The sequence below is a fragment of the Acidisoma sp. C75 genome (genome assembly GCF_054665095.1).
Genome location: NZ_BAAFHD010000003.1, coordinates 164,275 through 177,174 on the forward strand (window position 1 = coordinate 164,275; position 12,900 = coordinate 177,174).

Annotated in this window: 15 protein-coding genes; 7 read left to right on the top strand and 8 right to left on the bottom strand. The window is 66.4% G+C overall.

Features of this window, described 5'->3' with window-relative positions:
• Positions 1 to 307 precede the first annotated feature (307 nt).
• Together ACYQ7X_RS05145 and ACYQ7X_RS05150 are read left to right on the top strand one after the other, a co-directional pair.
• Complete coding sequence (locus ACYQ7X_RS05145; RefSeq protein ID WP_459695782.1) at positions 308 to 1,807, top strand: multicopper oxidase family protein; 1,500 nt, start codon at positions 308 to 310, stop codon at positions 1,805 to 1,807.
• 137 nt (positions 1,808 to 1,944) lie between these two features.
• Complete coding sequence (locus ACYQ7X_RS05150) at positions 1,945 to 2,925, top strand: aldo/keto reductase (protein WP_459695783.1); 981 nt, start codon at positions 1,945 to 1,947, stop codon at positions 2,923 to 2,925.
• Between the two features lie 21 nt (positions 2,926 to 2,946).
• Here ACYQ7X_RS05150 and ACYQ7X_RS05155 read toward each other — a convergent pair whose 3' ends face one another.
• Together ACYQ7X_RS05155 and ACYQ7X_RS05160 are read right to left on the bottom strand one after the other, a co-directional pair.
• Positions 2,947 to 3,510 (bottom strand): DNA-3-methyladenine glycosylase I, encoded by a 564-nt coding sequence (locus ACYQ7X_RS05155; protein WP_459695784.1) that lies wholly within the window; start codon positions 3,508 to 3,510, stop codon positions 2,947 to 2,949.
• 4 nt (positions 3,511 to 3,514) lie between these two features.
• Complete coding sequence (locus ACYQ7X_RS05160; protein WP_459695785.1) at positions 3,515 to 4,117, bottom strand: hypothetical protein; 603 nt, start codon at positions 4,115 to 4,117, stop codon at positions 3,515 to 3,517.
• 44 nt (positions 4,118 to 4,161) lie between these two features.
• On the opposite strand from ACYQ7X_RS05160, the gene ACYQ7X_RS05165 reads away from it, so the two are divergent.
• Positions 4,162 to 5,040 (top strand): MurR/RpiR family transcriptional regulator, encoded by an 879-nt coding sequence (locus ACYQ7X_RS05165; protein WP_459695786.1) that lies wholly within the window; start codon positions 4,162 to 4,164, stop codon positions 5,038 to 5,040.
• A gap of 9 nt (positions 5,041 to 5,049) precedes the next feature.
• Here the strand turns inward: ACYQ7X_RS05165 and ACYQ7X_RS05170 are convergent, their stop codons facing one another.
• The gene (locus tag ACYQ7X_RS05170) at positions 5,050 to 5,823 is read right to left on the bottom strand and encodes an ABC transporter ATP-binding protein (protein ID WP_459695787.1); all 774 of its coding nucleotides are present in this window, start codon (positions 5,821 to 5,823) and stop codon (positions 5,050 to 5,052) included.
• A 428-nt stretch (positions 5,824 to 6,251) separates the two neighbouring features.
• Between ACYQ7X_RS05170 and ACYQ7X_RS05175 the strand changes: the two genes are divergently transcribed.
• The 3 genes from ACYQ7X_RS05175 (at position 6,252) to ACYQ7X_RS05185 (ending at position 8,543) form a co-directional block, all read left to right on the top strand.
• Positions 6,252 to 7,064 carry an ABC transporter substrate-binding protein gene (locus ACYQ7X_RS05175; RefSeq protein ID WP_459695788.1) on the top strand — a complete coding sequence of 271 codons (813 nt, stop codon included), beginning with the start codon at positions 6,252 to 6,254 and terminating at the stop codon, positions 7,062 to 7,064.
• Between the two features lie 85 nt (positions 7,065 to 7,149).
• The gene (locus ACYQ7X_RS05180) at positions 7,150 to 7,842 is read left to right on the top strand and encodes an ABC transporter permease (protein WP_459695789.1); all 693 of its coding nucleotides are present in this window, start codon (positions 7,150 to 7,152) and stop codon (positions 7,840 to 7,842) included.
• A complete protein-coding gene (locus ACYQ7X_RS05185) occupies positions 7,839 to 8,543 on the top strand; it encodes an ABC transporter permease (protein ID WP_459695790.1) in 705 nt (234 codons plus the stop codon). The genes ACYQ7X_RS05180 and ACYQ7X_RS05185 overlap by 4 nt, the downstream gene beginning before the upstream one ends.
• A gap of 92 nt (positions 8,544 to 8,635) precedes the next feature.
• Here ACYQ7X_RS05185 and ACYQ7X_RS05190 read toward each other — a convergent pair whose 3' ends face one another.
• The 5 genes from ACYQ7X_RS05190 to ACYQ7X_RS05210 all read right to left on the bottom strand — a co-directional run bounded on the left by ACYQ7X_RS05190 (position 8,636) and on the right by ACYQ7X_RS05210 (position 12,340).
• The gene (locus tag ACYQ7X_RS05190; protein WP_459695791.1) at positions 8,636 to 9,898 is read right to left on the bottom strand and encodes an MFS transporter; all 1,263 of its coding nucleotides are present in this window, start codon (positions 9,896 to 9,898) and stop codon (positions 8,636 to 8,638) included.
• The gene (locus tag ACYQ7X_RS05195) at positions 9,895 to 10,224 is read right to left on the bottom strand and encodes a hypothetical protein (protein WP_459695792.1); all 330 of its coding nucleotides are present in this window, start codon (positions 10,222 to 10,224) and stop codon (positions 9,895 to 9,897) included. Before ACYQ7X_RS05195 ends, ACYQ7X_RS05190 begins: the two co-directional genes overlap by 4 nt.
• 1 nt (position 10,225) lies before the next feature.
• On the bottom strand, positions 10,226 to 10,792 hold the full coding sequence (locus tag ACYQ7X_RS05200; RefSeq protein ID WP_459695793.1) for an isochorismatase family protein: 567 nt from the start codon (positions 10,790 to 10,792) through the stop codon (positions 10,226 to 10,228).
• A 55-nt stretch (positions 10,793 to 10,847) separates the two neighbouring features.
• Positions 10,848 to 11,300: a MarR family winged helix-turn-helix transcriptional regulator gene (locus ACYQ7X_RS05205; protein WP_459695794.1), complete on the bottom strand. Its 453-nt coding sequence runs from the start codon at positions 11,298 to 11,300 to the stop codon at positions 10,848 to 10,850.
• 122 nt (positions 11,301 to 11,422) lie between these two features.
• Positions 11,423 to 12,340 (bottom strand): NmrA/HSCARG family protein, encoded by a 918-nt coding sequence (locus ACYQ7X_RS05210; protein WP_459695796.1) that lies wholly within the window; start codon positions 12,338 to 12,340, stop codon positions 11,423 to 11,425.
• Positions 12,341 to 12,437: 97 nt separating this feature from the next.
• On the opposite strand from ACYQ7X_RS05210, the gene ACYQ7X_RS05215 reads away from it, so the two are divergent.
• Positions 12,438 to 12,842, top strand: a complete 405-nt coding sequence (locus tag ACYQ7X_RS05215; RefSeq protein ID WP_459695797.1) for a winged helix-turn-helix transcriptional regulator — start codon at positions 12,438 to 12,440, stop codon at positions 12,840 to 12,842.
• Positions 12,843 to 12,900: the final 58 nt, after the last annotated feature.

The window sequence follows — 12,900 nt, forward strand, 5'->3', positions numbered from 1 at the left end:
TCGGGGCGGGCGGCCGCCCGGTCAAGCAGAAAGCCGCTTTCATCTGGCCATCGTCTGATGAAAACAGATTTCTTTCTTTGATATGGAGGAATAACAAATGACATGTATAAATAAAACGTAAGACGGGCGGGGTGGTAACTTGCGGCTTTCGCCAGAGGGCGCGGGCAGGCGGCGGGCCTGCGATACGCGCGGGGAGTGGGCGAAGAACGGCACGCCGCCAGGCTGCGCCATTGACCTTCCCATCGTGGGAAGGTCTAGAACCCCTTCGGCGGCGAGTGCCGGCCGCCGCCCAGAGGAGCCGTATGCCATGACCCCGCGCCTGTCCCGTCGCCACATGCTCGGCAGCACCCTAGCGGCCGGGCTGGCCGCGAGCCGCCCGCTCGCCGCCAGGGCGGACGCGCCTGGTGCCGCGGGCGCGCCGCGCCGGCTCGTCGCCGAATCCCGCATCCTCACCGTCAATGGCCGGGCGGCGAAGGTGCTCGGCCTCGCCCAGGCGGACGGCACCCCCGGTCTGAGGCTGGCACCCGGCGAGCGATTCACCGTCAGCCTCGAGAACCACCTCACGGAACCCACGATCGTTCATTGGCACGGGCAGCTGCCGCCCTGGCGGCAGGATGGCTTCCCCTGGCCGGAGACCCCGCCGCTCGCTCCCGGTGCCGCCGCCTCCTACGATTTTGCGCCGATCCCAGGCAGTTTCTGGATGCATTCCCACCAGGGCATGCAGGAGCAGCGCCTGCTCGCCGCGCCGCTCATCGTCCGCAGCGCGGCCGAGGAGCCGGAGGATCGGCAGGAGATCGTGCTCATGCTGCATGATTTCAGCTTCCGCCCGCCGGCCGAGATCCTCGCCGACCTCGTGCGCAGGCCGCCGGCCGGGGGGATGGCAAGCGGCATGGCGCCGGGGATGCCCGGGATGCCCAGCATGCCCAGCATGTCCGCGCCCACGCCGAATCCCGCGCCCCCGCCGCAGGGCATGCGCATGGCGGCGGGGATGGATCTCAACGATGTCCACTACGATGCCTTCCTGGCCAATGACCGTACGCTCGCCGATCCAGCGGTGGTGCGGGTCGCGCCGAAGGGGCGGCTGCGCCTGCGGGCGATCAACGGCGCCTCCTCCAGCGCCTTCTGGCTCGATCTCGGTGGCCTGCCGGCGCAGGTGGTGGCGGTGGATGGGCATCCGGTCCGCCCGCTCGCCGTTTCAGGCCCGCTGCCGCTGGCGATCGCCCAGCGCCTCGATCTGCTGATCGACCTGCCGGGCGCCGGCGCCTTTCCTATCCTCGCCCAGCTGGAAGGCGCGCGCAGCCGCACCGGCATCCTGCTCGCGAGCCCTGGCGCCACGGTCTCGCGCCCGGCGCCGATGGCGGCGCGGCCGGCCCCGCCGGTGGATAACCGGCTCGAAGTGCTGCTGGCGGCGGCGGCCCCGCTGGCGCCGCGGCCGCCGGACCTGCGCGCGACCATCCTGCTCGATGGCAGCATGCAGCCCTATCGCTGGACGCTGAACGGGGCCACCTGGCCAGAGGTGCCGCCGTTGATGCTGCGCGCCGGCAGCCGCGTGCAGCTCGACCTCGTCAATCGCTCCGCCATGGCGCATCCGATGCACCTGCACGGCCACGCCTTCCAGGTGCTGGCGATCGACGGCCGGCCGGTTGCCGGGGCGGTGCGCGATACCGTGCTGGTGGGCCCGGCCGGGCGGGTGCGTATCGCCTTTGACGCCGACAATCCCGGCCGCTGGGCCTTCCACTGCCACAACCTCTATCACATGATGACCGGCATGATGATGGAGTTCCGCTACCACGGAATCCCGAGCTGAGCGCGGCCGCGCCAGCGACAGGCAAGACGCCGGGTGCTTTCGCCGCATGACAGACATAAACGCGGCGCAGGTGTGCAGCCCGCCGCCACCCGGCCATGTTTCGCGCGCCGCATCATCGGGCCGCAGGGGGAGAGAGCATGAAATACGTCAGGCTTGGGCGCACGGGGCTCGAAGTTTCCCGCATCTGTCTCGGCTGCATGAGCTACGGCGTGCCCGAGCGCGGCAACCATGCCTGGACCTTGCCGGAGGAGCAGAGCCGCCCCTTCATCTCCCAGGCGCTGGAAGCCGGCATCAACTTCTTCGACACCGCCAATGTCTATTCGGACGGCACGAGCGAGGAGATCCTCGGCCGCGCGCTCAAGGATTTCTCCCGGCGCGAGGAGGTGGTGATCGCGACCAAGGTGCATGGCCGCATGCGGCCGGGGCCGAACGGGGCGGGGCTTTCCCGCCGCGCGATCATGACCGAGATCGATGCCAGCCTCCGCCGCCTCGGCACCGATTACGTCGATCTCTACCAGATCCATCGCTGGGATTATGAAACGCCGATCGAGGAGACGCTGGAAGCGCTGAACGACGTGGTGCGCGCCGGCAAGGCGCTCTATATCGGCGCCTCATCGATGTATGCGTGGCAATTCGCTCAGGCGCTGGCGGTTTCGGACGCGCATGGCTGGGCCCGCTTCGTCAGCATGCAGAACTACGTGAACCTGCTTTATCGCGAGGAGGAGCGGGAGATGCTGCCGCTCTGCCGGCAGGAGGGCATCGGAGTCATTCCCTGGAGCCCGCTCGCCCGCGGGCGGCTGACACGGGATTGGGACGAGCAGACCGCCCGGTCCGAGACCGACGAATTCGGCAAGACGCTCTATGCCAAAACCGCCGAGGCCGATCGTGCCGTGGTGGAAGCGGTGCGGGATGTGGCGCAGGCGCGCGGCCTGCCGCGGGCGCAGATCGCGCTCGGCTGGGCGCTCGCCAAGCCCGGCATCACCGCGCCGATCATCGGTGCCACCAAGCCGCAGCATCTCGCGGATGCGGTGGCGGCGGTCGATCTCGACCTGACGGCAGAGGAAATCGCCCGGCTGGAGGCGCCCTACGTGCCGCACGCGGTCAGCGGTTTCTCCTGAAGCGCGGCGCCGCGGCCCCGTTCAGCCGTCGCGGCGGAAGCAGCCGAGGGCGTGGTCATCCACCAGCCCCACCGCCTGCATCCAGGCATGGACGATGACGGGGCCGACGAATTTGAAGCCCCGCGCCTTGAGCGCCTTGGAAACCTCGCGCGAGAGCGGGGTTTCGGCGGCGAGCGTGATGCCATCGCCGCGGATCGGCTGGCCGGCAGTGAAGCCCCAGGCGAATGCCGCGAAATCCTCGCCCCGCTCGCGCATGGCGAGATAGGCGCGGGCGCCGCCGATCGTCGCCTCGATCTTGGCGCGCGCCCGGATGATGCCGGGATCGGCCATCAGCCGCGCGATATCGGCCGGGCCGAAGGCCGCCACCACCTCCGGCACGAAGCCCGCGAAGGCGGCGCGGAAGCCCTCCCGACGGGCGAGGATGGTGCGCCAGGAGAGGCCGGCCTGGAAGCCTTCCAGCATCAGCATCTCCCACAGCATCCGGCTATCCCGCAGGGGGCGGCCCCATTCCGCATCGTGATAGGCGGCCATCAGCGGGTCGCCCTCCGCCCAGGCGCAGCGGCGGGGCGGGTTCGCGCCGCTCATCGGCTCAGCGTGCAGCGGCCGAGGGGCGCGCCTCGCCTTCCTCGAAAGCGAGGATATTGCGCTCGACGAGGCCGAAGCAGAGCAGCCAGAGCGTCGCGTCCAGCAGATCGAGCCATTCCCGCCTGAGCGCCCAGCCAAGGGCGCAGGCGATGAGCCCGGCATAAAGCAGCGTCTTGATCGCGGTGCGGATATGCCATTCGCGCCCTCCGAATTCCCCCGGCACGTAGAGATCATAGGCGAGGGTGCAGCAGACGGCGAGCCACAGCACGGCATTGGCGAGTTCGAGCCAGACGCCCGTCAGCCCGTAGCCGACCGCCGCCTGGATCGCGAGACCATAGCCCGCGAGCTGAGCGAGCACGAGCAAGCGCTTCTCCCACCGGCCATAGGCGGCGCCGAGCGTCATCGACTCGTATTCGAAGACCCCGAGCAGGATGAGCCAGCCGAAGGAATCGATCGTTTTGTTCAGGGAACTCATGGCGAAGAAGATCACCATGTTGAGCAGCAGGAGGCCGAAGATCGTGTATTTGCCGATGGCGAAGAGAAGCCGGCCGTGCCTGAGCCGCAGGCGCGTCGTCTTCCCGGGGCTCGCGCGAAATCTGGTTGACAAAGCGGGGCGAAACGGCGGGATGGCGCGATAGGGAGGGCCGATCCATGGAGCAGAAGGCGCCGGCCGACCTCTCGGGCGCGCTCGCGCGGATCGGGCGCCATCGCGGCGGTTTGTCGGAGGCGGAGGACCGGGCCTGTGCCGCGCTGCTGGCGGAGGCCGACCGCCCGGCGACGCTCAGCATCGCCGCCCTGGCCGACCGCGCGGCGGTGAGCCCGGCGACGGTGACGCGCATGTGCCGCCATCTCGGCTTCGCCAGTTTCCAGGCGCTCAAGCTCGCGCTGGTGGCGGAGGCGGCCCGCCGGCCGGCGGCGGCGCTGGAGGAGCAGGAGGCGCTGGCGGGCGGCGATGCGGCGAGCCGCGCGCTCGCCCGCACGGCTGCCGCCTATGCCGCGGTGCTGCGGGAAACCGCGGCGATGATCGACGCGCGGCAGATCGCCGCCATCGGCCGGCTGCTGCGCGGCGCCACGCGGATCAGCGCCTTCGGTATCGGCGGCAGCGCAACCGTCGCGGCGGACCTCTGCCACAAGCTCGGCAAGCTCGGCCTTGCCGCGGCCGCGCAAGGCGATGGCGATATGATGACGATCGCCGCCGCCGCCGCCCGGCCGGGCCATGTCCTGATCGGCATCAGCCATACCGGGCGGACGGAAACGGTGGTGACCGCGCTCGGCCGTGGCCGCGCCCGGGGCGCGACGGTGATCGCCCTCACGCGGGATGCGGCATCGCCGATCGCGGCGGTCGCCGATCTTCTGATCATCACGCCGAGCCGGCAGACCGACCTGCCGACCGACGAGCTTTCCGGCCGCATCGCCCAACTTCTCGTCTTCGATGCCGTCTATACCCTGCTCGCGCTTGAGGATATCGCCGCCGGGCGCTCGGGGCTTTCGGATGTCACAGCCGCTTTCGACAGCCAGCGCCTGCGCTGAGCCGCGCGTTCAGGCGTGCAGGCGGGAGAGGAACTGCCGGCAGCGTTCCGATTTCGGATGCAGAAAGACCTCTTCGGGCGTGCCTTCCTCCTCCACCCGGCCCTGGTGCAGAAAGAGCACATGGCTCGCCACCTGGCGGGCGAAGGCCATTTCATGCGTCACCACCAGCATGGTGCGACCCTCGGCCGCCAGATCGCGCATCACGCTGAGCACCTCGCCGACCAGTTCGGGGTCGAGCGCCGAAGTCGGCTCGTCGAAGAGCAGCACGGCGGGGTCCATGCAGAGCGCGCGGGCGATGCCGACGCGCTGCTGCTGGCCGCCGGAAAGCTGGATCGGATAGGCATCGCGCTTGGCGGTGAGGCCGACCTTGGCGAGCATGGCTTCCGCCTGCTCGGTCGCCTCCGTGCGGCCGAGGCCGAGCACGTGCATCGGCGCCTCGATGAGGTTCTGCAGAACCGTCATATGGCTCCAGAGGTTGAACTGCTGAAACACCATGCCGAGCTGGCGGCGGATGCGCTCCACCTGGCGGGGGTCCGCCGGCTCCTGCCCGCCGCCGCGGCGCGGCTTCATGGTGATCAGCTCGCCCCGCACTCGCACATCTCCCGAATCGGGCATTTCGAGCAGGTTGATGCAGCGCAGGAACGTACTTTTGCCGGAGCCGCTGCTGCCGAGAATCGCGATCACGTCATGCTCATGGGCGGTGAGGGAGACGCCCTTCAGCACCGCGTGCGGTCCGAAGCTCTTATGCATCTCGACGACGCTGAGCGCCTCGGCGGCGCCCACGGGCCGCGCAGTCCTCGTCTCTACCTGCACCGCTCGTCCTCGCTCGCTGGCCCTGTGGAAGATCGCGATTGATCCGCGCAACGCGCAGGCGCTGTCAAGCGGTTCGCGGCCGGCAGCGTATTCGCCGTGGCTTTGCACAAAATTTTTCTCTCCCGTCAGAAGCGCGGAAAAAACCCGTTTGTCCTAGCCGATCGGCAGAGCTAGGCTGTGCCCGGCTCGCGTTTTGGTGACGGGGCGGCTTGCACGGCGATTGCATGGGGATTGGGTGCAGAAGGCTGCGCAGAGGGCGGGGGCTGGGTGCGACCTGTTGACGATTTGCAGATGAATGGCGCGTGGATTGCATATTGCGGGCGACCTGCTTATCGACGGCGTTTGCCGTGCGGGCTCCAGGCGCCGGGTTCGGCAAGATCCTTAAGGGAGATGATGGAATGAAGAAGCTTTTCGCCGCCGGCTTTCTCGCGGCAACCCTGTTCGTCGGCATGGGTGCGGCGGCCCAGGCCAAGCCGCTGACCGAAATCAAGTTCGGCGTGGACGCAACCTATCCGCCCTTCGAGAGCCTCGCGCCCTCCGGGCAGATGCAGGGTTTCGACATCGACCTCGGCAAGGCGATCTGTGCCTATCTGAAGGTCAAATGCGTCTTCGTTTCGCAGACCTTCAGCGGCATCATCCCCGCCCTCGAAGCGCGCAAGTTCGATGCCATCCTCTCCTCCATGTCCAAGACGCCGGAGCGCGAAAAGGCAGTCGCCTTTTCCTCCCAGATGTATGACGAGCCAACCAGCCTGATCGCCAAGAAGGGCTCGGGCATCCAGGCGACGGTTGCCAGCCTCAAGGGCAAGACGGTCGGCGTCGAAGCCGGGACCATCCAGGAATCCTATGCCAACGCCTATTGGAAGCCGCATGGCGTGAAGGTCGTCTCCTATCCCGGCCAGGATCAGGTCTATGCCGATCTGCTCTCCGGACGGCTCGACGCTTCGCTGCAGGATTCCGTCGAGGCCGAATACGGCTTCCTGAAGACGCCGAAGGGCAAGGATTACGCCCTCGTCGCCGATATCACCGCGGCGCAAGATCCGAAGGACGTGCTCGGCTCCTATGTCGCGATCGGCGTGCGCAAGAATGAGCAGGCGCTGCTCGCCAAGATCAACGAGGCGATCGCCGCCATCCACAAGAACGGCACGTACGACAAGCTCCAGGCGCAGTATTTCCCCTTCAGCATCTATAACGCCGCCGCCAACAACCAGTAACGGCCGGTCGCCATGATCAGGCTGCCTTCCCCGGCGGGGAGGGCAGCCGCTCTCGCTTCCGCCTGCGGCGATCCGGGGAAATTGCATGTTCAAACTGGCGGGCTACGGCCCGGCGATCATCGCCGGCACGCTGACGACGATCGAACTCTCGCTGCTGACCCTGCTTGTCTCCTTCCTCCTCGGCCTGCTCGGCGCCTCGGCGAAACTGTCTCGCAGCCCGATCGCGCGGGGGGTCGCGACGGTCTATACCACGATCATCCGCGGCGTGCCCGATCTCGTGCTCATGCTGCTGCTCTTCTACAGCCTGCAGATCTGGCTGAATGACCTGACGGACGCGCTCGGCCTCGCGCAGTTCAACCTCGATCCCTTTACCAGCGGCGTCATCACTCTCGGCTTTATCTATGGCGCCTATTTTACCGAGACCTTCCGCGGCGCCTTTCTCGCCGTGCCGCATGGCCAGATGGAGGCGGCCCGCGCCTTTGGCATGCGGCGCTTCCACGCCTTTCGCCGCATCCTCTTTCCGCAGATGATGCGTTTTGCGCTGCCCGGCCTCAACAACAACTGGCAGGTGATCCTGAAGGCGACGGCGCTCGTCTCCATCATCGGGCTTTCCGATGTCATCAAGGCGACGCAGGATGCCGGTAAGGCGACCTTCCGCGCCTTCTTCTTCTCCGTGCTGGCGGCGGTGATCTATCTGCTGCTGACGACCGTTTCCAACGCGGTGCTCGTCATGCTCGAACGGCGCTACGCGATCGGCGTGCGGAGGGCGACCTCATGATCGAAATCCTCCAGCAATATTGGCGCGCCTACCTCTATACCGACGGCTACACCATGACGGGTGTGGCGATGACGCTCTGGCTGCTCGCCATCTCGCTCGTTATCGGCTTCTGCCTCGCCGTGCCGCTGGCGATCGCGCGGAATGCGCGCAGCCCCTTCATCCGCGGCCCGGTCTGGACCTATGTCTTCGTCTTTACCGGCACGCCGCTCTACGTGCAGCTGCTCATCATCTACACGGGCGTGTACAGCCTCAGCATCGTCCAGCACACGGCCTTCCTCAACGCCTTCTTCCGCCAGGGGATCAACTGCACCATCCTCGCCTTCGGGCTCAATACCGGTGCCTATACAACCCAGATCTTCGCCGGCGCGATGCGCGACATGCCGCATGGCGAGATCGAGGCGGCACGGGCGATCGGCATGAGCCGCTTCACCCTCTACCGCCGCATCATCATCCCCGGCGCGCTACGGCGGGCGCTGCCCATGTACAGCAACGAGGTCATCCTCATGCTGCATTCGACGACGCTCGCCTTCACCGCGACGGTGCCGGACATCCTGAAGGTCGCGAATGACGCGAACTCGGCCTCCTACGAGCCCTTCTGGTCCTTCGGCATCGCGGCCGCGCTCTACCTCTGCATTTCCTTCACGCTCATCTTCATCTTCCGCCGGGCGGAGCGCCGCTTCCTCGCCTTCCTCCGGCGGTAATCCGGGTCCAGCTGTGATCGACGCGCGGCAGGCGGGCGGGCCATGCCGCCGCGGGTGACGTCGCTACCCCGGGGCCACCCCGCGCGGCGCTCTCAGCTATCGTCCTTCGGTGCGGAGGGATGGGAGATCGGCGGCAGTTGCCACGCTCCTCGATGAGCGAAGGCACGAAGCCCCACCACGGCCGCCGCGAAGCCCGACGCGGCGCCGATGCCAAGTGCCCAGCGTGGCCCGCAATGGTTCGCCACCCAGCCGATGATGGGCGCGCCGATCGGCGTGCCGCCGAGGGCCACGGCCACCCGCAGGGCCATCACCCTTCCTCGCATGGCGGGCTCGGTCGAAAGCTGCATGAGGCTGTTCGTGGTATTGGTGAAGGTGAGGGTCGCGACGCCGATCAGGACGAGCGTGCCGGCGAAGAACCAGTAGCCCGGCGCCATCGCCGCCAGCATGCAGCCGAGCCCGAAGACACCCGCTCCCAGCAAGAGCAGGTTCGGATGCGGCTTGCTGCGGCCCGCGCCCAAGACCGCGCCCGCCATCGTGCCAATCGCCATGATCGAGGATAGCAAGCCGAAGCTGCGGGCATTGGCGTGAAAGATGCCGACCGCCATGGTCGCGACGAAAATCGGAAAGTTCAGGCCGAAGGTTCCGATCAGGAACAGCATGACGAGGACCGCCCGCAGATCCCGTCGCCGCCAGACGTAGCGAAATCCCTCCGTGAAACTGCCGCGGGCGCGGTTTGCCCGCGCATTCGGGCGAAGCTCCGCGAGGCGCAGGAAGCCAAGCGAGATCAGCACGGCGGCGAAGGATGCTCCATTGATCAGAAAGGCCCAGCCGGTTCCGATTCCTGCGATGATGACGCCTGAGACGGCAGGGCCGATCATCCGTGCGGCGTTGAACGAGGTCGAATTGAGGGCCACCGCATTGTGCAAGTCGTCATCGCCTACCAGTTCACCGACAAAGGTCTGGCGCACCGGCGCATCGAAGGCAGCGGCGCTGCCGAACAGGAAGGCGAAAACGCAGACATGCCAGAGCCGGACGGCGCCGGTTACCGTCAACGCTCCGAGTGCAAGAGCAAGGGCGCCCATCGTCGCCTGCGTGGCGATGAGCAGCTTCCGCTGATTGAAATGATCGGCGGCGAAGCCGGTCCAGGGCAAGAGAAGAAGCTGCGGCCCGAATTGCAGGGCCATGACCAGGCCAAGGGCCGAGGCGTCGTGATGGGTGAGCTGGGTGAAAACCAGCCAGTCCTGGGCCGTGCGCTGTACCCAGGTGCCGATATTGGAGATGACGGCGCCTGCCGCCCAGAGCCGATAATTGAACCCGCGCAGCGAGCGGAAGACGCCCGTGAAGGGGCTTCTCATGAATGTCCGGGCTGATGGCCGCCGTGGAAGCGGCCAAAATGCCGGGCAGCGAATAGCGCGATCAGAAACGCGCCCGCGCCGCATGCAAACACATCGGCCGTGTTGCGCCACACAAAGTCACCGATGCGGCCGAGCAGGACATAGCCGAGGCAGAGATTGAAAAAGCCCCAGAGCACATTGACGGTCGAGGAGGAAAGCCCTTGTCCTGGCGGCTGAGCGAAGGGGCTCTGAAACGGCCGGCCCATCATGCCGCTGACGAGATGGGGCACCGCGTTCGCCAGGAAGGCGCCGCCCAGGAAGTAAGAGATGAGAGAGAACCACGGCAAGTTACTGGCTCCTTTTGGAGAGAAGGTCGAGGATCGCCTGGGTCGTGCCGGTTTCGCCGAGCCGCGGGAACACGGTCCTGATGCTGTACTCATGGGCCTCGGGGCGCATGTCGGTCATGGCGTCGATGGCCAAGGTGACGTTAAAGCCTTGCTCATAGGCTTGTCGCGCCGTCGCCTCGACGCCGGTTCCAGTTGCCACACCCGCGATCACCACCTGGGTGACGCCGCGCGCCCTCAACTGAGCGTCGAGATCGGTGGTCGCGAACGCGCCCCAGCTCCGCTTGGTGACGACGATGTCACTGGGTTGCTCGTTCAACTCATCGATAAACGCGGTCCAGCCTTCCGGGAGAGGCTCGCTATGACGTCGGGGCTGTTCGGTCCGTCCCGGCGCGCCGCCGGCGACGTTGACGAGGACGACCGGCAGGGCTCGCGCGCGAAACGCATCGGCAAGCGCGCGCGTGTGTTTGATGACATCGCCGATGGCATGAATGCCGGGCCGGCCGACGATGCCCTTCTGCAGGTCGATGATGATCAGTGCGACATTTTGATCGAGCGTGCTGAGCGACATGAAGCCTCCTCCCGCAGTGCGGATCGTTCGGCAGAGGTGAGACGGAGAGGCCGCGTCAATCGTCAACGAGTTGCTTGAGCAATTCCACAGCCTCCGCGAGCTTCTCCTGCTCCTGCGGGGAAAGCCTTGTCTGCAGGGCGCGGGTCAACCAGTCCTGCCGTGCGGCGCGGCCTTGCGCGATCCATGTCCGGCAGGTGTCGGTCAGCGACAGAATGGTCTGGCGTCCGTCTTTTGGATCAGGCGCCCCGCACACCAGGCCCATCTCCTCCAGGACGGAGATGACCGGCGCTATCGACTGGGGCCGCATCCCCTCGGCTCGGGCAAGTCCGGATGCTGTGGCGGGGCCATCCTTCTCCAGGCGAAGGAGCACGGAAATCTGCGAGGGCGTGAGATCCCCCGCTGGCGCCTGTTCGCGCAGCCGGCGCTTCAGCTTGCCGAGCAAAGCCCGGAGATCCTGGGCCAAAACCGACGCCTGGATGACTTTCTGCTTATCCGCTGCGCTCACCATAGGAGATCGCTAGCAGATATACAGGTGACCTGTAAAGATAACTGTCTATTTGGGCGCCCGCGCGAGGCACGGCGTGATGCCAACGGAGGGGAGCGCGTGCGCCCGGAAGCAGAGCGTGGGCGTCAGCCCTCCTTATCCTCGCCAGCGTCGGCTGGGCTGAGAGCCTGATCGAAAGCCTTTCGCCCCGGGCCCGCGAGCCAGGACCTGAAGCTCAGGATCTCCGGGTTGATGCGATGCAAAGCTGCGAGGTCCGCCTTGCCGGCGAGGCGACCGTCATCCACGAGTGCGGCGAGCTTGCCAAACAGAGGATTGCTCAACAAAACCTCATCCGGAAAACGCGCATAGGGGATGGGTCTGCCCGCCGCCTCGGAGAAGAGGGCTTCGATCTCTCGCCCGGTCACGCTGTCGCTGGCGATTTCCAGCGTCTGCCCGGCGAACCGCTCGCGATCGGAAAAGATTGCGGCAACAAACTTGCCGATGTCATCGACCGCCAGCAGCTGCATCGACTGATCCGGCCCGACGAAGAATGTGAAGCGCCCTTCATCCAGACCCAGCCCCGGCATCATCAAGAGTTCCATAAAGGTCACCGGACGAATGACGGTGGCTGTGATCGGCAATCTCGCGATATGCGCTTCGATGCGCGCCTTGCTGTCGAAGTGGCCGACGCCCGTGGGCACCTGGCCGACTCCCGCGCCGGAACTGTAGACGAGATGCGCGATCTCGCTGCGCACCGCCATATCGGCGACCGTGATGCCGTAGCGAACCTCGTCTTCGTCACTGATTTCACCGCTGGGCGAACTGGTCTGCACGCTGAAGACACCATGCGCGCCTTGCATGGCCGCGCGGACATCCTCGGGATTGCCGAGATCGCCGCGCAGCACCGCGACACCGGCGTCCCGAAGGGCCAAGGCTTTCGGCGAAAGGGGATCGCGAACCAAGGCCCGAACCGGCCAGCCCGCCTTGAGAAGTGCCGCCGCCACCGAGCCGCCTTGCTGGCCGGTGGCGCCGAGAACTAGGATCGGCCGCTTTTCATAGGACATGACAACCTCGTCTATGGCTAAGGGCCAGGTATATAGTCCCCGGCAAATCCGGCGAAAGACGGCACATTCTCCTTCTTCAGGCACAGGGATGTTACCCTTGGAAAAGACGATACATGGCCGACCCTATGAGGAAACGGAGGATGGCCCGCGCTTCAGGCCATGCGCTCCCCATGGGGCGCTTGCACGGCTTGGCGACAAATGGACGATCCTGGTCATATCGCATCTGGCCGTCTCGAGCGGGCAGCGGCTGCGCTTTTCGGCGCTCAGGAACGGGATAGAGGGAATTTCTCAGCGGATGTTGACGATCACTCTGCGCAATCTCGAACGGGATGGTCTCTTGCTGCGGTATTATTTTCCGGAAGTGCCGCCGCGCGTGGAATATGAGTTAAGTGCATTGGGCGCCAGCATGCTGCCTGCGCTCGAAGGATTTACCCTTTGGATCAAGGACAATTGGCCTCGCATCGAAGCGAGCCGATCCTCTTACGATCGCGCGAAAAAATAGAGAGCGGCGCATCAGGATCCGGCCGGCAGGACACTGCGCTGACGCCGCGATCGATACC